Source organism: Magnetococcales bacterium, from assembly GCA_015232395.1.
Taxonomy (GTDB): domain Bacteria; phylum Pseudomonadota; class Magnetococcia; order Magnetococcales; family JADFZT01; genus JADFZT01.
The window spans coordinates 21,003-41,893 of the sequence record JADFZT010000005.1 but is presented as its reverse complement, the minus strand read 5'-3'; the positions used below and the strand labels follow the sequence as shown (position 1 = coordinate 41,893).

The 20,891-nt window shown below is 56.8% G+C and carries 22 protein-coding genes; 9 read left to right on the top strand and 13 right to left on the bottom strand.

Annotation, left to right across the window (positions count from 1 at the left end):
* Positions 1-90: 90 nt before the first annotated feature.
* The 9 genes from tgt to HQL52_02675 form a co-directional block, all read right to left on the bottom strand.
* Positions 91-1,347, bottom strand: a complete 1,257-nt coding sequence (tgt, locus tag HQL52_02715; GenBank protein MBF0368346.1) for a tRNA guanosine(34) transglycosylase Tgt — start codon at positions 1,345-1,347, stop codon at positions 91-93.
* Entirely contained in the window at positions 1,331-2,200 is an 870-nt protein-coding gene (locus HQL52_02710; protein ID MBF0368345.1) for a symmetrical bis(5'-nucleosyl)-tetraphosphatase, read from the bottom strand. Before HQL52_02710 ends, tgt begins: the two co-directional genes overlap by 17 nt.
* A gap of 19 nt (positions 2,201-2,219) precedes the next feature.
* Positions 2,220-2,690, bottom strand: a complete 471-nt coding sequence (locus HQL52_02705) for a CYTH domain-containing protein (GenBank protein MBF0368344.1) — start codon at positions 2,688-2,690, stop codon at positions 2,220-2,222.
* Positions 2,691-2,893: 203 nt separating this feature from the next.
* Positions 2,894-3,637 (bottom strand): hypothetical protein, encoded by a 744-nt coding sequence (locus HQL52_02700; GenBank protein ID MBF0368343.1) that lies wholly within the window; start codon positions 3,635-3,637, stop codon positions 2,894-2,896.
* A 187-nt stretch (positions 3,638-3,824) separates the two neighbouring features.
* Positions 3,825-4,409: a hypothetical protein gene (locus HQL52_02695; GenBank protein MBF0368342.1), complete on the bottom strand. Its 585-nt coding sequence runs from the start codon at positions 4,407-4,409 to the stop codon at positions 3,825-3,827.
* 5 nt (positions 4,410-4,414) lie between these two features.
* The gene (locus HQL52_02690; protein MBF0368341.1) at positions 4,415-4,855 is read right to left on the bottom strand and encodes a CBS domain-containing protein; all 441 of its coding nucleotides are present in this window, start codon (positions 4,853-4,855) and stop codon (positions 4,415-4,417) included.
* 213 nt (positions 4,856-5,068) lie between these two features.
* Entirely contained in the window at positions 5,069-5,518 is a 450-nt protein-coding gene (gene rimI / locus HQL52_02685; GenBank protein ID MBF0368340.1) for a ribosomal protein S18-alanine N-acetyltransferase, read from the bottom strand.
* Positions 5,515-6,270 (bottom strand): tRNA (adenosine(37)-N6)-threonylcarbamoyltransferase complex dimerization subunit type 1 TsaB, encoded by a 756-nt coding sequence (gene tsaB / locus HQL52_02680; GenBank protein MBF0368339.1) that lies wholly within the window; start codon positions 6,268-6,270, stop codon positions 5,515-5,517. The genes rimI and tsaB overlap by 4 nt, the downstream gene beginning before the upstream one ends.
* Complete coding sequence (locus tag HQL52_02675) at positions 6,267-8,198, bottom strand: ATP-dependent DNA helicase (protein MBF0368338.1); 1,932 nt, start codon at positions 8,196-8,198, stop codon at positions 6,267-6,269. Before HQL52_02675 ends, tsaB begins: the two co-directional genes overlap by 4 nt.
* Before the next feature lie 224 nt (positions 8,199-8,422).
* Here HQL52_02675 and HQL52_02670 point away from each other — a divergent pair, with 224 nt between their 5' ends.
* From HQL52_02670 to HQL52_02660, 3 genes are all read left to right on the top strand, one after another.
* Complete coding sequence (locus HQL52_02670) at positions 8,423-9,061, top strand: 7-carboxy-7-deazaguanine synthase QueE (GenBank protein MBF0368337.1); 639 nt, start codon at positions 8,423-8,425, stop codon at positions 9,059-9,061.
* Positions 9,058-9,678, top strand: coding sequence for a thiamine phosphate synthase (thiE, locus tag HQL52_02665; GenBank protein ID MBF0368336.1), 621 nt, complete (start codon positions 9,058-9,060; stop codon positions 9,676-9,678). The genes HQL52_02670 and thiE overlap by 4 nt, the downstream gene beginning before the upstream one ends.
* Positions 9,679-9,793: 115 nt before the next feature.
* Positions 9,794-10,054 (top strand): type II toxin-antitoxin system Phd/YefM family antitoxin, encoded by a 261-nt coding sequence (locus HQL52_02660; protein ID MBF0368335.1) that lies wholly within the window; start codon positions 9,794-9,796, stop codon positions 10,052-10,054.
* 58 nt (positions 10,055-10,112) lie between these two features.
* Here the strand turns inward: HQL52_02660 and HQL52_02655 are convergent, their stop codons facing one another.
* Positions 10,113-10,322 (bottom strand): type II toxin-antitoxin system HicB family antitoxin, encoded by a 210-nt coding sequence (locus HQL52_02655; protein MBF0368334.1) that lies wholly within the window; start codon positions 10,320-10,322, stop codon positions 10,113-10,115.
* Between the two features lie 367 nt (positions 10,323-10,689).
* On the opposite strand from HQL52_02655, the gene HQL52_02650 reads away from it, so the two are divergent.
* The gene (locus HQL52_02650; protein MBF0368333.1) at positions 10,690-11,130 is read left to right on the top strand and encodes a DNA-binding protein; all 441 of its coding nucleotides are present in this window, start codon (positions 10,690-10,692) and stop codon (positions 11,128-11,130) included.
* 47 nt (positions 11,131-11,177) lie between these two features.
* On the opposite strand, the gene HQL52_02645 is transcribed toward HQL52_02650, so the two are convergent.
* The 3 genes from HQL52_02645 to HQL52_02635 are packed head-to-tail and all read right to left on the bottom strand — an operon-like array spanning position 11,178 to position 14,628.
* Complete coding sequence (locus HQL52_02645) at positions 11,178-13,169, bottom strand: lytic transglycosylase domain-containing protein (protein MBF0368332.1); 1,992 nt, start codon at positions 13,167-13,169, stop codon at positions 11,178-11,180.
* 38 nt (positions 13,170-13,207) lie between these two features.
* On the bottom strand, positions 13,208-14,236 hold the full coding sequence (ftsY, locus tag HQL52_02640) for a signal recognition particle-docking protein FtsY (GenBank protein MBF0368331.1): 1,029 nt from the start codon (positions 14,234-14,236) through the stop codon (positions 13,208-13,210).
* A gap of 5 nt (positions 14,237-14,241) precedes the next feature.
* On the bottom strand, positions 14,242-14,628 hold the full coding sequence (locus HQL52_02635) for a thioredoxin family protein (protein MBF0368330.1): 387 nt from the start codon (positions 14,626-14,628) through the stop codon (positions 14,242-14,244).
* 48 nt (positions 14,629-14,676) lie between these two features.
* Here HQL52_02635 and HQL52_02630 point away from each other — a divergent pair, with 48 nt between their 5' ends.
* The 5 genes from HQL52_02630 to HQL52_02610 all read left to right on the top strand — a co-directional run bounded on the left by HQL52_02630 (position 14,677) and on the right by HQL52_02610 (position 20,889).
* On the top strand, positions 14,677-15,804 hold the full coding sequence (locus tag HQL52_02630) for a glycosyltransferase (GenBank protein ID MBF0368329.1): 1,128 nt from the start codon (positions 14,677-14,679) through the stop codon (positions 15,802-15,804).
* Positions 15,805-15,909: 105 nt separating this feature from the next.
* Positions 15,910-17,607, top strand: a complete 1,698-nt coding sequence (locus HQL52_02625) for a hypothetical protein (protein ID MBF0368328.1) — start codon at positions 15,910-15,912, stop codon at positions 17,605-17,607.
* Positions 17,608-17,932: 325 nt separating this feature from the next.
* Positions 17,933-18,355, top strand: coding sequence for a VOC family protein (locus tag HQL52_02620; protein MBF0368327.1), 423 nt, complete (start codon positions 17,933-17,935; stop codon positions 18,353-18,355).
* A gap of 66 nt (positions 18,356-18,421) precedes the next feature.
* Entirely contained in the window at positions 18,422-19,375 is a 954-nt protein-coding gene (locus HQL52_02615) for a class I SAM-dependent methyltransferase (protein MBF0368326.1), read from the top strand.
* Positions 19,376-19,875: 500 nt separating this feature from the next.
* Positions 19,876-20,889 carry a formylglycine-generating enzyme family protein gene (locus HQL52_02610; protein MBF0368325.1) on the top strand — a complete coding sequence of 338 codons (1,014 nt, stop codon included), beginning with the start codon at positions 19,876-19,878 and terminating at the stop codon, positions 20,887-20,889.
* The last annotated feature ends 2 nt before the right edge of the window (positions 20,890-20,891 follow it).

Genomic DNA, 20,891 nt, shown 5'->3' with positions numbered 1-20,891 from the left:
AATTTAAAAGTTAAAGTGACCTATCAACCTGCCAACCTGCCCACTTGAAAAGACTTTCAAACCTTAAAAATTCGCCTCCCCTGTCATCGACTATCCCCCAGCAGCCAACCGGGCGGCAAACTCTTTTCTGAACCCTTCAAACCCGTTCTCTGAGATCGCCTGGCGCATCCCGGCCATCAACTCCTGATAAAAATGCAGATTGTGCAGAGTCATCAGCCTCAAGCCCAATATTTCCCGGCTGCGAAACAGGTGATGGAGATAGGCCCGACTGTAGTGGCGGCAGCATTCACAACCGCACCCCTCAGCCACCGGCTCCTGATCTTCTCGAAAACGCGCGCCCTTGATGTTGAGGGTACCGTTCCAGGTAAAAAGCTGGCCGTTGCGGGCGTTGCGGGTGGGTAAAACACAATCAAACATATCCACCCCCGCTCCCACCGCCGCCACCAGATCCTGGGGCTTGCCCACCCCCATGAGATAGCGGGGGTGATCGGGGGGTAGACGCTGGGGAGTGTGATCCAGCACCTGCTGGCGCAACGCTGGCGGCTCCCCTACCGACAATCCCCCCAGGGCATAACCATCAAAGCCAATATCCATCAGCCCCTCAGCCGACTCGGCCCGAAGATCCAGGTTCATCCCCCCCTGGACAATGCCAAAGAGAGCGCCACTGCTACCATCCGGATTGCGGGCTTCCTTGGAACGGCGTGCCCATCGCAAAGAGAGGGCCATGGAGCGGGCGAGATAATCCTTTTCAGCGGGATAGGGAGGACACTCATCCAGCTGCATCATGATGTCACTCCCCAGATCCTCCTGGGCTTTGATGGCCCCTTCAGGACTCAAAAAAAAGGCCGAGCCATCGATATGGGAGCGAAAGGCCACCCCCTCCTCCGAAAGAGTCCGCAACGCCCCCAGGCTAAAGACCTGAAAGCCGCCGGAGTCGGTCAGAATCGGCCCGGACCAGTTCATAAAGTGGTGCAATCCCCCCAGACGGGCGATGCGCTCGTGGCCGGGACGCAACATCAGGTGATAGGTGTTGCCGAGAATGATCTGGGAGCCGGTTTCAAGCACCTCACGGGGGGTGAGGGTCTTGACGGTAGCTGCTGTCCCCACGGGCATGAAGGCTGGGGTTTCCACCTCCCCACGACGGGTTATCAGGCGTCCCAAACGGGCCCCGGTGGGGTCGGTATGGCGTAGCTCAAACCGGAAAGGTCGGGGCGTTCCGGAATCAATGGAGGTAGAACCATCCAAGCCATCCCCAGAAACGACCGAATCCACAGGGCTGATAGCCTCCGAAGAGCTGCTCACAACCGACGAAGCGGTCGATGGGGAGGAATCACTTGTGGGGGACATATTCGGGACAATCAACCTGAGTGATGGGTAACGTGGGATCGTCCAGGCGAATCGCCGTGAGTCGCCCCCCATAGACACAACCGGTATCCAGACCGATCACCTGCTCCCCCAGCTGGAGCCCAGCCGCCGCCCAGTGGCCATGGATCACTTTTTGCTTTTTGGGCGTCTGCCAAAGCTCGTACCAGGGTTTATAGGGAGAGCTTTCCGGGGGAAGAGAGTACGGATCGCTGAGACCCGCCGCCAAGGCTTTTTTGGGCCAGAGGAGGTGGCCTTCCCGGTTGGAAAGACGGATACGGGTAAAAACGGTCTGGTCGAAACGCAGCTGGGCCAAAGGATCCTTCGCCCGAATCTTTTTTGAGGGCTCTTCTTCCGGGAGTGGACCGCCAAACCCGGCAAACAGCGCCCGAATTTTTTTGGGATCCTGGTAACAATCGGTCAGTTTTCGGGAGCGCTTTTCAGCCTCTTTCAGGCTCCAGGAAGGATAGAGACCGGCGTGGGCCATGGCGAACCCGGATTCCCGATCCCAATGGAAAAACGGACGTTTTCGCAGCCACTCCTCCCAACCATCGGCAGCCGGGGCATCCCGAAGATAGTCCATGGACTTGAAAGCGGCCTGGCGGGGGTCTCCACTTAAGGCGGCCACCGCCCGGGCCTCGTGGTTGCCCATCAGGGAAATAGCCCTATCCCCCAGATCCCGCACCAGGCGCAGCACCTCCATGGAGCAGGGCCCCCGGTTGATGAGATCCCCCACGAACCACAAACGATCCCGATCCGGCTTGAAGTGGATCCGATCCAGCAGCTCAACGAGAGGTTCACAGCAGCCGTGAACGTCCCCTATGGCATAAAGGGCCAAAGCGTCTCTTCCCCAGGCCTCAATCCCGCCAACTGCTAAAGGGATTTTTTACCAGGTTGGAGTTGTAGTAGCGGGCATCGGAGGAGACCTCTTCCCCCACCCAATCGGGGAGTTCAATGGCTTGATTTTCGTCCTCAAGCTCCACTTCGGCGAGGATCAAACCGGCATTTTCCCCTTCAAAAATATCCACTTCCCAGATCAATCCGGCGTGTTCAATCTTATAGCGGGTTTTTTCGATCAGGGGACGCTCACAGAGTTGATCCAGCAGTTGCTCGGCATCGGCCTTGGGGATTTCATATTCGAATTCAACCCGAGAAACATCCCGGGTGACCCCTTTGATGGTGAGGGTGCCTTTTTCCCCGGCCATTCTGACCCGCACCACCCGCTCCTTTTGGGTGGAGAGAAACCCCTGGCGAAAGGCTACCCCTTGGGCTCCGTCCCGCCAAGCATCATTTTTGACCAGATATTTTCTTTCGATCTCAACGCCCATCCAAGCCCTCTTTTGTTTTGATTCAGTTGCGAGCCCCAAACGCCCGCTCCAGCTGACTGAGATTAGCCACCAAACACCTATTGGGCCACCAAACACCTATTGGGCCACCAAACATATCGGGCCACCAAACACCTCAGTCAGCTGCCACTCCCTGTTCTCTGCCGGAAAAACCACCCCCCCCCCCGATCCATTCGATCAGCAGATCAGGGAATCAGCTCCTGCTCCCACTTTTCCACTCCGGCGGGCTCTTCTCCCCGCAACAGGGAGGCAAAGTTCATCAGGGCCTTGCGGGCGCTGCCGATGGGATAATAAAAGGCATCCCAGTTATCGTTGCCCTCGGCATCGTGGAGATGAATGATATACTGAAACTTCCACGCTTCCCGCATCTCCACCAAGGCGCTTGCCGCCCATTTTTCGATGTTTTCCAGATCATTCAGGGAAAGATTGATCTTTTGCCGGGTGTTGCGGTGCAAAAGCTTGCGACCCTGGACGTCGGCGACAAATTTGGCCAGATCCACCCGCCGCTCCGGGGCTCTCAGATAGAGAATCTCCTCCCGGGAGAGAGGGGAGAGAAAAACCGATAGAGTGGGGATCCGATCAAAAAGCCCGGCCTCTCTCAACTTGGCCGGCACAAAGGGGTTGCCCTCAAAAAAAGGCACATTGCCCGCTTCCAAAATCCGGTCAATCTGAGCCACTTCCAGCGCTTGCAGGTCGCCGCGAACATCTGCCAGGATAAAACCATCCTTGCTGCGCAGATCCTCGATCTCCCCTCTGGAGCGAAAATGGTAGTCGACCCCATCCTCCTCACCAGGCCGGGGAGCGCGATCATTGTAGAGCACCAACTGCTGAAAATTTCCTGCCAATTCCGGAAAAAACTTACGCAAAGCCTGGAACAGAGGCCCCTTGCCAATGCAGGAAGGCCCCGACAAAACAACCAGCTTGTTCATTCACCTACTCCCCGAAAAAACACAAACCCCTCCTCTTGTCAGACCGGAAACCCGACCCTTCTTGAGACAAACCAAGCTCACCGAAGCCCCCAGAGCTCCTCGATCAACCCATTCCCCAGCTTACCCTCTTTCATCACCAATGGTCCGCCGGACACCTGCCTTCCTTGACCGGCAAGCCATTCCAAAATCAACCAATCCCCTTAAACCGCTTGAGTGCGGAGACATAATTGACATTTTCCCGATCCGCCAACCCCAGGGAGACAACCCTCTCCCACACCCGGTCCGCCTCTTCCATCTCCACCGCCACCGTCTGGATCGGCTCGCCATCAAACTTGAGATAGGCCACCTCGATAATGCAATCCTCAATGAGATAACCGTGGCGCTCCTTGAAAACATCCACCCGGGCCAGGTGGGGATGGCTATCCACCACCTGGCTCAGGAAAGAATCCAGATCCCATTCATCCCCCGATAGAGCCAATGGCTCCACCTGCCAGGTTTTAAAGAGACGATCCAGAAGATCCCGTTGCAGTGGGAAACCGGTTTTAAGTGCCGGAATCCACTGCTCAAGCTTCTGATCATTCACCTGACAGAGGGTTTTGATATCCATCAATCCCTGGCGAATCTTGGTATTTTCGTGGCTTTTGGAGGAAATGAGATAGACCTCGGCGCTCTCCCGAACCCTGGCAGAGCCCAGTTGGGCCAAGCGTTTTGCAGCTTCGGAAAAATCAGCACCAAAGGTCCGCCACTCCCAGCGTGGAACCACCTCAGCCATGTGAACTACTCCCGAATACCCAGTTCCCGCTTGAAGATGGCCTTGTGGATGTCTCCCAAGCTGATGATACCCACCAGGGTGTTGTCATTATCCACCACGGGAATGCGGCGAAAGTTGTGCAGGGCCATTTGAGATGCGGCCATCATGATGGGGTCGGTGGGTGATACGGTAAAAACCCGGGAGGTCATCAGGGAGCTGACGCTCTTGGAGAGCACCTCTTTGTAGGAGGTCTCCATGGACTCAAAATCCCGACCCCGGATGGGATCATCCAAAAATTCCGAATAGCTGGGCAAAAGCGCGTTCAAAATGTCCTTTTCCGAGATGACCCCTTGCAGCTTGCCATTGTCATCCACCACCGGCAAACCACTGATTTTATTGGTGCAGATGACACCCGCCACAGAACGAACCGCTTCATCGGCCCGGCTGGTACGCACTTCTTTAACCATCACATCTTGGACAAACATGTTTCTATTCCTCTCTCTCTTGTTGATGGACACAAAGCCCCGTCCTCTTCGATGGACGGAAAGCTTTGGTCACTCCCCTGGAATCCCCCGACAATCACAGCAATTTTTCGGCCCAAAGTCCAGCCAGTCTATGCGTCAAAGGCCTTATGATACGAATTTGTCACAATTTATATCCCACTCGCAGCCCACTGCCCCCTACCCTCTCCCACAGCAGTAGGTCATCACCAGGGCATCTTCCCGCCCCTGCCGGGTGGCATAGTAGTTCCGGCGGGTGTGCAGCAAGGTAAAACCCAAGGCCCGGTAGAGCGCCTGCGCCCCCACATTGGAACGCCGAACCTCCAGCAGCAGCTTGGGGCAGCCCGCTTGATCGGCCTCCTCCAGGAGGTTTTCCACCAAGCGCCGTCCCCACCCCTGGCGGCGCAGGGTTCTGGCCACCCCCAGGGTCATGATGTGCCATTCGTCAAACTGGGGGCGGGCCACCAAAAATCCAGCCAAATCCCCCTGAGGCCCAACCAACACCCGACAGTGGGAGCCGAGCCTGAGTTCTTCCAAAAACATACCTGACGACCAGGGTGGTGTCCCCATGGCCAGATCGAGAGCAGCGGCCTTTTTGGCATCCCCCTCAACCATGGCGCGCAGAATCATTGGGAGGGGGCATCTCCTGATTTGGCTTCCGATGCCGCCGCCTGGGCTTGGGCAGCCTTTTTATGGCGCTCTGCTTCCGGCACCCGAAGATAGACCGGCTCCAACTCCTCAGCCGGGGTCGCCCCCCGGGCCTCAAAAAGCCGCAAGCCCAGCACCCCCAGCACCATGGGGTGGGGAGCCCAGTTTTCCTCCGGGGCGGTTTTGAAGCGTTTACCCATATGCTCCTTGAAAACAGCCTCGTGGGCTCTCAAACCATCCCCCGTCATCAGGGTACGCGCTGGTCCCAGAGAGGAGGCCAAAGAGCTTGGCAGCCAGCAGCCGGGGGGCCAATATTCCGAAGGAAAACCCGTCTCGTCAAACCGATAGCGAGCCGAAAAAACCTCTCCCTTGCGGGCATCCATCACCGCCACCACATCCGGGCGCATCACATCAGAGCCGATGCCAGCGCCAGCCGCCACCACCATTAAAGTCGAAACCCCCACCAAAGGGGTGTTATTGGCCAACGCCAACCCCTTGGCAAACCCCAACGCCACCCGCACCCCGGCAAAAGAGCCCGGACCCACCGTGACCGCAATCAATCCCAGCTCTTCATAAGACCAACCCGCCTTGGAGAGCAGACCATCCACGGCCTCCGGAAGCTTGGCTACATGCCCCTCTCCCGCTTCAAAACGCACATGTTCCACCGGCTCCCCTCGGAGCAGGAGAGCTGCACCACCCAGAGGGGTAGCCGTATCCAAAGCCAATATATTCACGAAAAAAAGCGTGTTACCGCCTCCCTGTCACGGGTTGTAGGGACTGGGGGTAATCCCGCCAGGAAGATACCACCATAACGACGCCGGGTCAGCCGGGCATCCATTACCGCCATCACCCCCCGATCCCCTCCCCGTCGGATCAGACGACCCAATCCCTGCTTTAATGCCAGGACTGCCCTGGGGAGGGAAAGTTCCATAAAGGGGTTGCCGCCCTTGGTTTTGAGGTGGCGCAAACGGGCAGCCATCAGGGGATCCGCCGGGGAAGAAAAGGGCAGACGATCAACAATCACCAGGGATAAGGATTCCCCCGGCACATCCACCCCCTCCCAAAAGCTCCCCACCCCCAACAAAACCGAAGCGGTTTCACTTTTAAAAGCCGCCAGCAACGCCCCCTTGGGCCGCTCCCCCTGGACCATGATCGGATAGGGAATCCGCCCCTCCAGCCCCATGCGAACGATCTCCAGCATGCGATAGCTGGTAAAAAGACAGAGCGCTCGCCCGGAACTGGCCTCCAGCAAGGCGACAATCTCAGCCACGACCAGTTGACCAAAATCCCGATTTTCCGGCTCCGGCAGATCTTCCGGTAGATAGAGCAGGGCCTGATTGGGATAGTCAAAGGCCGGGGGCAACTGTTCCCGGGTCACCTCATTCGGCAGCAGGCCCATCTCCGATTGAAAATAATCAAACGCCTTGGGGCCGCGACCCGCCGCCAGGGTGGCAGAGGTGAAAACGATACATTTGGCTCTTGGGTAGAGGGATTCCCGCAGGGTGGGGCCCACCTCCAGGGGAGAGGCCTGCAAAAAAATCCCCCGGTTTCGGGTTTCATACCAATAGACCCGCTCGGGATCGTCCAGAGCGCGAATGATCCCCGCATCCACCAACAGGGATTCAGCCCGACGGCCACAGCTGGCCAAAGCCACACTCCGCTCCCGATGGGGCTCCAACGCCTCCTTGAGGGCATACAAGGCCCCTTCCACTGTTACCAACGCCCGCCCAGGGCCTTTTTGGATCTCCTCCGGCGTCAGGGCATCCCGAATATTTTCAGCGGGAAAGGCGCTGCGCAGGCTGGCGGCGGCCAGCTCCACCCGGTCGAAGGCATCCAGTACCGCCGTATCGTCCGGCCCCACCTCCTGAAACGCCTCCCGCCCATCCCGAACCAGATCCCGCAGGCGATAGTTGCTCACCTCCACCCCAAAAAAATGGGTCACCACATCGGGAATGCGGTGGGCTTCGTCAAACACCACGACGTTATATTGGGGCAAAATTTCGCCGAAGCCCCCCTCCTTGACCGCCAAATCGGCAAAAAAGAGATGGTGGTTGACCACTACCAGATCGGAATGCCGGGCCACCTCTCGTGTTTTAAAGAGAAAGCACTCCTTATAGTCGCCACATTTGCGCCCCAGACAACGCTCTCCCCCGGCGTTGATTTCGTGCCAAAAAGAGAGCTGTTCGGGCAGGTCGGCCAATTCATCCCGATCCCCCACCCGGGTTTGCAGCACCCACTCTTTCACCCGTTTGAACCAGTTGCGTTCATCCTGGCCGATGAGCATGGGGTTATCCTGAAATTCCCGAAACCGATGGAGACAGAGATAGTTGCTCCGCCCCTTCAACACCGCTGCACGAAAGTTGCCCACCCCCACCCGACGCAGCAGGGGAATATCCACATCCCAAATCTGATCTTGAAGGGCTTTGGTAGCCGTGGAGACGATCACCCGCTCCCCCATGGCCAGAAGCGGCAACAGATAGCCCAAAGTCTTGCCGGTACCCGTCCCCGCCTCCACCAGAAGCTTGCTCTCCTGTTCAGCGGTTTCCGCCACCACCCGCGCCATATGGGCTTGAACCGGTCGGGGTTCATAGCCGGAAATTTCCGTCGCCAGACGACTCTCCGGCCCGAACAGATGATCGATGAATCCTTGCAAATCGTTCATGACCCAAACCACGGACTGGATAAAAGAAAGGCCTTTCGACCCAAATGCTTCCGGCAGAACAGTCCATCCCCCCATGATTGATAACCACCAGGGACGCCTCTATCGATGCCGGTGTCGGATCATAGTCCCCCTACCCCCCTCATCTCAAGTCGGCCCATGGATTCAAAGCCTCACCACTGCCGACCCTGGAGAGATTTCCCAGCCTTGGGTTAAACTTCCCCCCCATGACCCCACAAAAAGCCACCCGTTACCCCATCTGCGATATTTTTTCCTCTCTTCAGGGAGAAGGCACCTGGAGTGGTCGCCCCATGGCCTTTGTCAGAGCCTGGGGCTGCCCCCTCACCTGTACCTGGTGTGATGAACCCCTGCATCGAGACCCCAAAAGCTTAAAACACATGGGTGCTGAAAAAATTTTCGCCCAGATCAAAAAATTGCGCCCCGGCCACAAAAATCTCCTCCTCACCGGTGGAGAACCCCTGGCCTTGGCCCATTTGGAGCAGCTGGTGGATTTTTTCAAGCAAGCCGGTTGGTGGGTCGCCATGGAGACCAGCGGTATCGGGGGTGTTTTGCCACAAAACCTCGACTGGATCACCCTCTCCCCCAAAAAAAACCACTCCCCACCCGAAGAGATCTATCAGGCTGCCCATGAGATCAAATATGTGGTGGGGGCGACCCCTTCAAAAAAAATTTTACGGGAGATTCACCAACGCCAGGAATCCCACGCCAACGTCTGGCTGCAACCCCGGGCCAAGGGCAATAAAATCGATCCCACCGCTGTGGCTCGCTGCGTTGGGATGGTGATGAAAAGTGGTGGTAGGCTGAGGCTCTCAATGCAGATGCACAAATGGATCGGCATGCCATGATCTCCCCCATTCGACTCCTTCTGATCACCGATCGCGACGTGTGCCCCGATCTGACAGCAGGGATTACTTCAGCCATTCGGGGGGGGGGTCGGCATATTTTATTGAGAGAAAAGGGGCTCACCGGCGCTCCCCTGTTGACCCTGGCTGAAGCGCTTCGGCGCTTGACCCGTCAGCAGGGGGCGCAGCTGTTGATCCACGACCGTGTTGATGTGGCTCTGGCGGTGGAGGCTGAGGGAGTGCATCTGCCGGAATCGGGGCTACCTACCCATATTGCCCGGAAATTACTGGGAAAAGAAAAAATTGTAGGCCGCTCCTGTCACGATCTGGAAGGGGCTTGCCACGCTTTGGTGGAAGGGGCTGATTATGTCACCCTCTCCCCCCTCTTTCCCACCCACTCCCACCCCCATGCCACTCCCCTGGGCATCACCGAATTTACCCAATTGAGAACCCAAATCCCCGGCCCGGTGTTGGCTCTGGGAGGAATCACCCCGGAAAATGCCGCCCAAGTGCCCGCAACAGGAGCTGACGGCGTAGCGCTCATTCGTGGGGTGCTGGATGCCCCTGATCCGGGAAAGGCTGCCAGGGAAATTTTGGGCTGTTTGGATGGATCGAAATAGAGGAGAGGGGGCTGAAATTTTGACCTGATGGAATGGATCGCTGTTTTTCTGACCATCTCACTGAAATATCGGTTATTTTGGGTTTGTCGACTTTTCTTGCAGGTAAAATAACGCCATGATTCGCCTGACACTTTCCGAATTCAAAACCCATCTTTCCAGCCATCTGAAACAATTACCCCCTGGGGAGATCATCCTGCTCACCAAGCACGGCCAACCCATCGCCGAGGTACACCCCCTGCCCCACCTCCCCAAAGGAAAACGCCCCATCGGCTTGGCCAAGGGAGAGTTTGAAGTGACCTCGGCTTTTTTTGACCCTCTGCCGGATGATCTAACCTGCCGGTTCAACGGGGGAGAAGAGCTTTTCAATAAAAAATAATGGCTGCCTCAGCTGGAGATAGCCGCTCCCCCCCCGCAAACTGCCCCGAACATTTTCTTCACGCAAACATTAAACGACCTTTGGGTTTTGGAATAGCTCGACCCAACTCCCGTGCCGTGTCGATCCACTCCCGAATGATAACCTCTACATGGGCAAGTGCTTCCTGATGGGTTGACCCATCCGCCATGCAACCGGGAAGTTCAGGTACTTCGGCGATAAAGGATTCATCCTCTTCGCTCCAGTAGATAATGATCTCATATTTATTCATAGAGGAGATTTCCCAAACGATACTTGAGGAACAGTTGACGGACCTGCTTGACTTGATAAGGCTTGGCTTTACCGGATCTGGGTTGAAGATTCAAAATTTCAGTTACTTCTTTCCGGGAAAAAATGTGGTGATCACCCCGAATACGTTCTTCGAACCCCATATGGAGCAAAAGCTGACGCAAAGCTGCAAAGGGAATATTTGAGTCTGCGACCCCTGACAGGATCCGCCACAAAATTTTTTCATGTTTTCCCATATGAATTTACAATAACAAATTCAAAAAAAAAGTTAAGCACGAACGGATGATTTTCTTTAAAATTCTGAAAAAATCTGCACCACTGGAAAAAACACCCTTCCTGGAGAATACCAGATGCTGAGCGTAACCCCTGAAAAAACCTACATGGGCCGCCTCCCCTACGGAGTGGATCTACAGGAAGAGCTGAATCGGATCTGCCGGGTAAACAAAATCAAGCTGGGGCGGGTGGAAGCCATCGGTGCGGTAAAAAAAGCCCGGCTGGGATATTATGACCAGAGCGACCGGAGCTATCGCTTTGTGGAGCGGGAACAAAGGTTGGAAATCTTAAACCTCACCGGCAACGTCTCCATCAAGGACGGAGAGCCCTTCGTCCATGCCCACCTCACCCTGGGGGATCATGCCGGCCTGGCTTTCGGCGGACATCTGATGCCGGGCACCATTGTCTTTGCCTGTGAGGTGATCGTGCAAAAATATGGCGGCAAACCCCTGGAGCGGGGGTTTGATGAACAGACCGGCCTGCCCCTCTGGAGCGATTCGGCTTTATCCTCCAGCTGAACCAAAACCGAAAAACCCGTCTGATCCCCAGGGGAGATCAGATTGGCTCATTGCAGGTGGTAGTTGATATTCCCCTCACCCGCTTTACGCAACGCCACATCGAGGGAGGCTTGACCTTTATCCAGGAGTTCATAGACCGCAAAGCCGTGGATCACCTTTTTGACGTAGAGACGGGTTTCGGTGATGGGAATATTTTCAATATAGGTGATGGTCTCTTCCCGTTCACGCCGGGGTCGCCAACGTTTGGCCCGACCGGGGCCGGCATTGTAGGAGACAAATGCCTGCACCAGATCCCCCTTATTGTATCTCAACATACGCTTGAGGTAGGACTGCCCCAGGGAAAGATTGTAAGGGGGGAGCTGTAGGCGGAAGCGTGTGGCTTCGGGCATTTTAATTTTTTCCGCCTCTTCCCGGGCAGTGGCGGGCATCAGTTGCAGCACCCCCATGGCGCCGGCCCGGGAGAGCGCCCGGTGAAAAAAGAGGCTCTCCTGACGCCCCATGGCCAGCACCAGGTTGGGTTCCAGATTCCAACCGACAGCTGGATTCCACGGGGGTTTGGGATACATTCCCCGCCAGTGGTAGCCATTTTTTTGTCCGCTATCCCGGGCAGCCTGGGTCGCTATGTGGGGAGTGTCATAGTCCAGAGCCAGGCAGAGGCGATCCATGGCGGTCAGGTTGAACTCTTGGGCCAGTTGATCCAGCTCCATGCCCTTATAAAATCCCCGCCCGGCCCGCTCCAACAGCTCAAACCTGGCAAGTCGCCCCATGATCTCCCGGTTATCGTCAAAAGAACGGCACTGCCTGGGAGCCTCCACGAGGGGTTTCAGCTCACCATAAAGCTCCTCCTGGGCCAAAAGACCATAGAAGGTTTCGGGAAATTTGGTGGCATATTTGAGCCAGACCGCCCGATCAGCACTATTTTCCTTGCTGTTCCGCTTACGGGTGGTGAAGGTTCTGGCGGCCCAATAGGCCCCCTGACTGCGGCGGCGGGTGGCGCTGGCTTCCAGGGCGAGCCGGATAAAACGCTCCTGGGCCTCCCAACGCTTCCCCCCCTGATAGGCACTCCAGGCGGCGAGCCACAGGGAGTCCTGCAACTTGCCCCCCTTTTCCCGGACATTGGCATCCAGCAGCTCAAAAGCCCGATCATAGTCCTCATCCAGGTAGATCAAATCCCGACCCAGATAGTAGCGCAGCTTTTGGCGGGCTTCCTCTGTCAGGCGCTTGCCTTCCCGGCCCATGAGCAGGCGTGCGGCCTTTTGCCGATAGCCGTTTTTGCGCAGACCGCTGATCCGGGCTTTCCAGAGTTCCGGATCCCGGGCCATTTTTTTGGGAAGTTTTTTGACCAGGGCATTGAATTTTTTGCGGGCCTCCCGGGCTTCCCTCAAGGCACGAAAAAAGGTTTTGCGATCCTTGGAAAAACCGTAAATCTGGGCATCAAAGAGCTTATCCTTGCCTCTCCTGAGAAAAACCCTGGCCCGGACCTCTCGATCCGTCTGGGTCAATTTTTTCCAGATATTGTTGAGCTGCCGGTCCAACTCCTTGGAAAAGCCCACCCCCTCCCGATAGAGCTCCCGCCAGAGAACCGTGGCCTCAGCCTCGCGTTTGGTCATGAGCAGGAGTTTCAGATAGCGCAGGCGGCCATTTCTGTCAGAGGGGGGGGAGCGGTCGTACCAGGCGAGGGCTTCGGCATCGCTCCCTTGGGTGGTGATCAGCTGATCGACAAAATCCTCTACCCGAACCACCTGGGGATGGTTGGGCCAACGCCGGAGAAAGGATTGCAGGTCTTTGAGTTTGGTCTTGGTGCTGGGGTGATAGAGAAGTTCATATTCCAGGTAGGAGGCCAAAAAATCGTTATCGGGCCAGTTGTTGCGGTTAAGTACCGAACGAATCGAGCCGCTCCCTTCCAGGCGCGCGAAGAGCTTGCCAAAGGCTTCGGCATCCCCCCGTTCCCCAGGCCAGGCCATGGCGGCAAACAGAAAGCCCGCCACCACCGAAACCACGAAGGCGACAAAACCCACCAAATATTTTTTAACCCGCATCGAAAAGCACCCCCCCAAAATCTTCCACCAAAATACCCCTAACCTGCATCGAAGAGCGCCTCTACAAATTCTTCCGCCGAAAAGGGTCTCAGATCGGTGATTCCCTCACCCACGCCGATATGACGGATGGGCAGTTGGAACTGTTCGCTGATATTGACCACCACTCCCCCCTTGGCCGTACCATCCAGCTTGGTGACCACCAGACCGGTCAAACCCAACGCCTCGTGAAACTGGCGTACCTGGGAGACCGCATTTTGGCCGGTGGTGGCGTCCAACACCAGAAGGATGTCGTGGGGGGCGGTCTCATCCTTGCGGGAGAGCACCCGCTTGATTTTTTTCAGCTCCTCCATGAGGTTGACCTTGGTATGGAGGCGACCGGCAGTATCGGCCAGCAAAAAATCAGCCCCACGCGCTGCTGCCGAAGCGTAGGCATCAAACACCACCGAAGCGCTGTCGGCGCTGTCCCCCTGGGATATCACCGGGCAACCGGCCCGCTCACCCCAAATTTTCAGCTGATTCACCGCCGCCGCCCGGAAGGTGTCTCCCGCAGCCAACACCACATCCTGGTCAGCGCTCTTCAGGTGAGCGGCCAGTTTGCCGATGGTGGTGGTCTTGCCCACCCCGTTGACGCCGACAACCAGAATCACGTGGGGCTTTTTGTCGCTGGTCAGCTCCCAAGGGGTCTGACAGGAGATCAGGGAATCCAACACAGTCAGGCGGATCATCTCCCGCAGGGTTTCGCCATCCTGTTTGGCTTCTTTTTTCAGACGCTTTTGAGCCTCCGCCAAAATTCGACCCGTGGACTCCACCCCAAAATCAGCCGTAATCAAAAGCCCTTCCAGATCCTCAATGAGATCTTCATCCACCTCACGGCCCGGGATCAAACCATCCAGGCGCCGGGTAAACCCCTGACGGGTTTTGGCCAATCCCTGCTTGGTCTTTTCCCGAGTCCTGACCACCCCCTCCAAGGTTTTTTCCTTGGCTTTGGCAATCCCCTCCAGGGCTTTTTCCCGGGTCTTTTCCTTGGCTTTGGCAATCCCTTCCTGGAAACGTTTCAGAATAGACATGCCAATCAATTCCCCTCTTTTTTCATCTGGACAAGCACCCGTTCAAGCTCCCCCCAAAAAGATTCCTCACCCCGATAGCCTCGAAACCGGGCCATTTCGACCCCCTTGCGATCAACGATGAGAAAGGTCGGTACAAAACGCATTTCCCAGGCCAAATCCTCCAAATTTTCCGGAGGATCGTAGGTATCCACCTCGGTCAGAGGCAGGGCCCGACCTGCATCGGTGCGGGAATAAACCGACCCCACATCACGCATGAAGGCTTTACAGTAGATACAAACCTCGCTAGTGAAAACCAGCAGCTTTCCCATGGGTTCGGCAGCCAAAGCCGTGGGTTCGGCTGGAGCCTGGGCTGGCAGCAGCAGGATGATCAACAGCAAAAGGATTTTTTTCATGGGTTCCAGAATCCATTTGGTAACCGGGCTTATCCCGGGTTGGAGGCGATTGTGACGCGCCCCTTCCAAGAAAATGCCCCCCCCAGGCTTTCCGTCATCATACCGACTCTCAACGAATCCGGCACGCTCCCAAAACTTCTGGAGCAACTTTGGCAAGCAGCTGAACTACTTCAGAAGACGACCCAGCTGAAAAACACCCCCCCGCCCATGGAGATTTTGGTAGCGGATGGCGGCTCACAGGATCAAACCCGGGAAGCCGCTCGCAGGGGCAGAGCAATCTGGGTGCCAGCCCCCCCCGGGCGCGCAAACCAGATGAATCGGGCGGCACAATCAGCCCGAGGCAAGGATCTGCTCTTCCTCCATGCCGACTCGACCCTCACCCAAGTGTCACAACTTAAGCGCGCCCTGGCAACCCTCGACCAAAACCGCAAGCACCAGGGGCACCACCGGATAGCGGGCCACTTTGCCATTCGATTCCAGCATCAGGGCTCCCCTGAAGGCCGCTCCCGGGGATATCGCTATTATGAGCTGAAAAGCGCCTTGAACCGCCCGGACTGCACCAATGGTGACCAGGGACTGTTGCTTGCAAAAGCCTGGTTTCAGGAGCTGGGGGGGTTTGATGGCTCCCTGCCCTTTCTGGAAGATCAACGGCTGGCTGCCAAAATCCGCGAGAAGGGCCACTGGATCACCCTCCCCGGCACCCTCACCACCTCAGCCCGGCGTTTTGAGAGCGAAGGGTTGGCCCGGCGCCAAATTCTCAACGCCTTGATCATGGCCTCCAACGCCATCGGGTTCCAGGATTTTTTCGACGCCGCTCCCAGGCTTTACCGGCAACAACAGCGTGCCGGTCCCCTCAAGCTTGCCCCTTTTTTCGCGCTCATCCAGCGCCTGAATCGAGAGGCCGGGATCAAAACCGCCTTTTTCAGATGGCGGGGGTGTAGCCGATATGCCAGCTGTTCCGCTTGGCAGCTGTTCTTTTTTTTGGATGTGACACCCCCCTGGGGAGCCCCCTCTGACAATGGGGACACCACGCCTGACCAGGGATTCTGGTTGCAGCTCCATGACCGCTGGTTGCGCCCGATCCTCTGTCATCCCCTCTTCGATCTTATCATGCAGCCGCTGTTGTGGATCTGGTTTCTCCTCTCCTGGGCCTGGTTTGACCATACCGACCGCTGATATTTACAATTTACCCCAGGTGAACTACTCTGACTTGAATATTGAATAGATCCTGCAACCGATGAATCAACCATCGGAAATTCCTTCGAGTCCATTGATTGGCCCATGTCTGAACGCCCTCCATCCTCGCCTCTGGAAAAAGAGTATGTCGCCACCAAACAGCGGGGATTCAAGGCGGCGGTCAATCGCTGCAACCGGGATCTGGCTTCCCGGGGGGGGGAGAGCCATCTTTTCGGCTATCTCTTTGCCTGGAACTGGCTCACCACCCACGTCCACGAAAACTATCGGCAAGAGGTCGCCGGGCTTTCCCGCAATCCCGAACACCACTATCTCATCCCCCTCCTGCTCAAAACCGCCACCCCCGGCCAGTTCGTCCGCCGCTATCTGGAACATTGGCTCCAGCAAGAGGATCCCGACCCCCGGATCGAGGAGGTCCGGCAGTGGCTGGTCCACCATGATGGAGATCCAGCAAAAACCACCCAGGGAATTCTCACCGCCTGGCGGGAGCTGGGCTATTTTAAGGAGCCCTTTCAGTCTGCGGTACGCCGCAGCCAAAAAGAGCAAAAAAACATCTTTCGGGAAATTTTGGGCAGCCAGGATCAAGAACGCCTGACCCTCATCGATGCCCTGCCCGCCCCCCTCGATCCCCCCCTCCCCTTTGCCAAACTCGGCCTCATCCCTGCCATGGCCTGCACCCAAGGGTGCCGCCACTGCATGTTTGTCTGGCGCCCCCCTCTGAAAGAGCACCCCGATCCATCCCCCCTGATGACCTGGGTGAACACCCTCACTGAAAATGTCCTTTTTACCGGTGGGGATCTGACGGGAGAGCTGGCTGGATTCGAAAAAGCGGTGCGGACCATGGATCGCATCACTACCTTTGCGATTTTGCTGAATGGGGCGTTTGCCGACACCATCGGCCACACCCAGGAGATTTTCGCAGCCCTCCAGCAGGCCATCCAAAGCCGCCCGGCCCACTTTGCCCCGGCCACGGTGGCGCTGCAAATCAGCTTCGATGAGTTTCATCAGGAGATTACCGCCAACCGCAAAGGGGTGCTCAAGGAAAAAATACCGGTCAGCCATATCGCCAATATCGTCCAGTGCGCTCCCCTCTATCCCCAGGTGCGGGTGAGTTTGCTGCACAAGCAAAACCTCCTCAATTTTTCCAACGATCTCTTTCGCAAAGGGGTGTTTGCCCGTCTGGCTCGTGAGCTTGGGCAGCGGGGTTTGCAGATTCAGGTACTCTCCACCGCCCCCTCCCAGCGACAAAAAGCCCATCCGACAGACCCCAGCCACCAAGGCGCCGTGCTGCGGGATGCGATCTTTGTACTCACCAGCCATCCGGATTCACCCATTCACCTGATGAGTTCCACCATCGACGCCTATGGCCGGGCAGCGTTTTTGGATCCCAGTGAATATGTCGCGGAAAAAATCTGGCTGGAAGAAATTCTCAGCCGGGGGGGAGGAGCCCAGGAACCCTTTGATACCGATCTCATGGTGCGCCACGATGGTTTGGTGACCCTCTTTTCCGCCATTCATATCGCCCTTGGCAACGTGCTGAATGAAACGCCCGAGGTGGTTCTCGCCCGCCACCGCAAGGATCCCCTGTTACGCGCCCTGGAAAAATTCGACGCCCGTCTGCTGGATCTTTATGGTGAGGTGAAAGAAGATCTCCAGGAGCGGGTGGCCAAGGCGACCGGTCCCCACCATCTCTTTCATCAACTCACCGAACGGGCCGAAGTGCGTCTACACATGACCCGGCGGCTGTTGGAAACAGAACATGCAGACAGTCAACCGCCCAGCTGATGCCATGACCGCAGCATCCACCCTGGCCCCACTGAATTCGAGAGACTGTGCTTTGATGTTGTAATTTCAACTGAAAATCAGTCCCCCCCTTGAGGTGTCATTCCCGCGAAAGCGGGAATCCAGGGGAGGTAAAGTTTGTACTCAAAAGAAACTTTATTATTCTTATAAGACGCCTGACGCGGGCTAAAAGTAACGCAAAATCAGGAAACATTTGTGCTGGACTTTCTGGATCCCCGCCTTCGCGGGGATGACGAATCAGAAGAGCATGTCCAACTTTTAAATAGAACTGCCATATCAACACCCAAGGCGTCATTGAGGAGCAGGCATGGCTGATATCCAGCTAACCTTTCACCATCTGGGGCTGGCCACTCCCACACCGGAGGAGGCCCAACGGTTTTTGACCGGGCTCGGCTACCGTTTCGGGGAGACGATCTGGGATCCCTTGCAAAAGGTCCATCTCAGCTGGGGCCGCTCGGAGGTGATGCCGGATGTGGAGATCATCTCCCCCGGCGAGGAGCCTTCCCCCATTGATGCTCTCATTAAAAAAAACCGCAGCCACATCTACCACACCTGCTATGAGGTGGCCTCTATCGAAGCCGCTGTGGCTGAACTGGAAGCCGCTGGCAATCGGTTGCTGCCCCTCGCCCCCCCCAAACCCGCCATCCTCTTCGATCACCGTTTGGTGGCCTTTTTCATGGTGGCGGGCTTTGGGGTGATCGAACTGCTGCAATGCACTGACCCGGCATGACCCTTTCCAGCCAGGAACCGTCCCCTTCATTTCACTCTTCACGGCCCACCCCGGCAGGAAAGCGCCATGGCCTTCTCCCCTGAACTGCAATCCCGTCTATCGGCCCCGGAAGCCAAATCTCTGGAGACCATTCTCACCCAACTGCTCGCCATCTGGCCCGAGCACGCCCCTTTTTTGCAGCGGGGGTTTGACCGCTATGAAGCCCGAGATTGGCCCCATCTTCTCTCCCAGGCAGATGCTGTCCTGCGCTTGAGTGGCCCAGATCTGACCCCCTTCATCCAGGGCTATCGCTGGATGTGCGATCGGTTTTTGGAAGAGGAGCTCCACTTTCGTCGTACCGGGCGCTATCGATTGAGTTCCTTCGCCCAGGTGCAGCAGGATCTCTACAGCGACCGGGAAAAGATGACCCTCTATATGCGTGGGTTGCTGCTTTCCGGGGTGCTCTTCAGCAATCATGTCCATTCCCGTTTGAGCTTTGAGCGGGATTTTTTGGCTCTGGCACCCACCCCTTTTCGCCATCTGGAGGTGGGGCCCGGACACGGTTTTTATCTCCATCTGGCCGCCGCCGACCCACGCTGCCACCAGGCCGAAGGGTGGGATATCAGCGCCACCAGTCTCGACATGACCCGAAACGCTCTCAAAAGCCTGGGCCTCGACCAACCCCCGCCCCTGCTTGAACGGGATATCCAAGCGCCCCTTCCCCCCATTGATGAGCCCTTCGACACCCTCACCATCAACGAAGTTTTGGAACATCTGGAGCACCCCGAAAAGGCCCTAAGACATCTCTACTCGGTGCTAAAACCCGGTGGCCGCCTGTTTGTCGGCCTGCCGGTCAACAGCCCGGCCCCAGACCACATCTATCAACTTCATGATCTGGAAGGGGTCACTTCCCTGGTGGCCGGGGCAGGCTTTGAGATCGAAATCACCCGTCAATTTCCCGCGACCGGTTTTACCCTGGAGCAGGCCCTGAAACGAAAAATGCTCATCTCCTGTGTGGTGATTGCCAGACGGCCTGGATAAACTTATATAGCCATTCAAATCAAGAATTGGACATATGCCGTTGCATTTTTACCGTCATTCTCGCGAATGCGGGAATCCAGGGAGTCTGGCGCAAACCTTTTCCAAATCTTGCATCACTTTCAGCAAAATACCGGCCTTTCTTGAAGATTTGGTTTTTCCTTGAGGGCAATCATCAACTCCCTGGATCCCCGCCTTCGCGGGGATGACGAGTCAGGGAAGAGTGTCCAATTTTGAGATAGAAGTGCTATATACGCCACTTGCAGGATACTCCCGAGCCTGGAGCCGCCATCCCCAAGAACAAAAACCACTCACCCAGCGGGGAGGTTATCAAAAAAGAGTGTCTATCAACTCTTGAAGAATTGCCCCTGATCGTGCTCAAATTTCCCATTGGTCGGCTGGCTACATCTGACTAAAATTTAATACCCTGGGGAGCCGTGACATGACCACTGATGCGTCTTTCAAAAGCCATGATGGATAATCCGCAACAGAGGAGGCGGCAGGTGATGCGACTCGTGGGAATCCTGCTTTGGGGGGGGCTTGGCCTCCTGCCTGCCTTCACGGCAAGCGCCCTGGCAACCTCAAATTTCCAGGAGTCGGCACCACGCAAAACATCATCCACTTTAGCCCCCACCTCCCCCCGGTCAGCTGACAAAAACTGGATTGAACCAACAACCGGCATGGGCTTCGTTTCTCTCCCCGGCGGCTGCTTTGCCATGGGTAGCGCCCCCTACTCCGAAGCAGGCCGGGAAGATGATGAGCAGCCGGTGCACGAGGTTTGTCTGGATCCCTTCTGGATGGGTCAGCACGAAGTGACCAACAGCCAATTTATCCTCTTTCTCAACCTGATAGGACGAAAAAATCCCAAGGACAAACCGTGGTTTGCCACCCTGGGCAAAAAACGCGACGTCCAACACCACATCATCGGCGGCATGGGGCGTTTTGGTGTCATCAGCGGCCAGGAAGGAGGCCCCATGACCGATGTCAGCTGGCACGGGGCGCAAGCTTTTGCCCAGTGGCTCTCCCAACGAAATCCCGGCACCTTTCACCTCCCCTCCGAAGCCCAATGGGAGTATGCCTGCCGGGGAGGCTCCACCACCCCCTTTCATTTTGGCAAAACCATCAGCGCCCAAACCCAGGCCAATTTTAACGGCCAGCACCCCTATGACAACGCTCCCAAGGAGATCCAACGCCCAAGCCCCACACCGGTGGGATCGTTTCCAGCCAACACCTTTGGGCTCCATGACCTCCACGGCAATGTCTGGGAGTGGTTGGGGGATCGCTATGACGAAGGATTTTATGGCCAGGAGGTGGCCACCCAAAAAAACCCCTGTAACGACTGCGATGAAACATCCGCAGGGGGAAGCCGGGTTATCCGGGGGGGCTCCTGGAAAGGGATCGGTCGCTGGTTGCGCTGCGCCAACCGCAACAGCGCCCATGCCGGTGAACACGATAACGGCATCGGTTTTCGCTTGGTTTACCAGCCCCCTGCCGATTCATCGTCAGGGAGGAGATAGGC

Bases quoted from the DNA above. Each gene is read 5' to 3' on its own strand.
- tgt (MBF0368346.1), bottom strand. From the start codon at position 1,347: ATGTCCCCCACAAGTGATTCCTCCCCATCGACCGCTTCGTCGGTTGTG.
- HQL52_02705 (MBF0368344.1), bottom strand. From the start codon at position 2,690: ATGGGCGTTGAGATCGAAAGAAAATATCTGGTCAAAAATGATGCTTGG.
- HQL52_02700 (MBF0368343.1), bottom strand. From the start codon at position 3,637: ATGAACAAGCTGGTTGTTTTGTCGGGGCCTTCCTGCATTGGCAAGGGG.
- HQL52_02695 (MBF0368342.1), bottom strand. From the start codon at position 4,409: ATGGCTGAGGTGGTTCCACGCTGGGAGTGGCGGACCTTTGGTGCTGAT.
- HQL52_02690 (MBF0368341.1), bottom strand. From the start codon at position 4,855: ATGGTTAAAGAAGTGCGTACCAGCCGGGCCGATGAAGCGGTTCGTTCT.
- rimI (MBF0368340.1), bottom strand. From the start codon at position 5,518: ATGATTCTGCGCGCCATGGTTGAGGGGGATGCCAAAAAGGCCGCTGCT.
- HQL52_02675 (MBF0368338.1), bottom strand. From the start codon at position 8,198: ATGAACGATTTGCAAGGATTCATCGATCATCTGTTCGGGCCGGAGAGT.
- HQL52_02670 (MBF0368337.1), top strand. From the start codon at position 8,423: ATGACCCCACAAAAAGCCACCCGTTACCCCATCTGCGATATTTTTTCC.
- thiE (MBF0368336.1), top strand. From the start codon at position 9,058: ATGATCTCCCCCATTCGACTCCTTCTGATCACCGATCGCGACGTGTGC.
- HQL52_02660 (MBF0368335.1), top strand. From the start codon at position 9,794: ATGATTCGCCTGACACTTTCCGAATTCAAAACCCATCTTTCCAGCCAT.
- HQL52_02655 (MBF0368334.1), bottom strand. From the start codon at position 10,322: ATGAATAAATATGAGATCATTATCTACTGGAGCGAAGAGGATGAATCC.
- HQL52_02650 (MBF0368333.1), top strand. From the start codon at position 10,690: ATGCTGAGCGTAACCCCTGAAAAAACCTACATGGGCCGCCTCCCCTAC.
- HQL52_02645 (MBF0368332.1), bottom strand. From the start codon at position 13,169: ATGCGGGTTAAAAAATATTTGGTGGGTTTTGTCGCCTTCGTGGTTTCG.
- ftsY (MBF0368331.1), bottom strand. From the start codon at position 14,236: ATGTCTATTCTGAAACGTTTCCAGGAAGGGATTGCCAAAGCCAAGGAA.
- HQL52_02635 (MBF0368330.1), bottom strand. From the start codon at position 14,628: ATGAAAAAAATCCTTTTGCTGTTGATCATCCTGCTGCTGCCAGCCCAG.
- HQL52_02625 (MBF0368328.1), top strand. From the start codon at position 15,910: ATGTCTGAACGCCCTCCATCCTCGCCTCTGGAAAAAGAGTATGTCGCC.
- HQL52_02620 (MBF0368327.1), top strand. From the start codon at position 17,933: ATGGCTGATATCCAGCTAACCTTTCACCATCTGGGGCTGGCCACTCCC.
- HQL52_02615 (MBF0368326.1), top strand. From the start codon at position 18,422: ATGGCCTTCTCCCCTGAACTGCAATCCCGTCTATCGGCCCCGGAAGCC.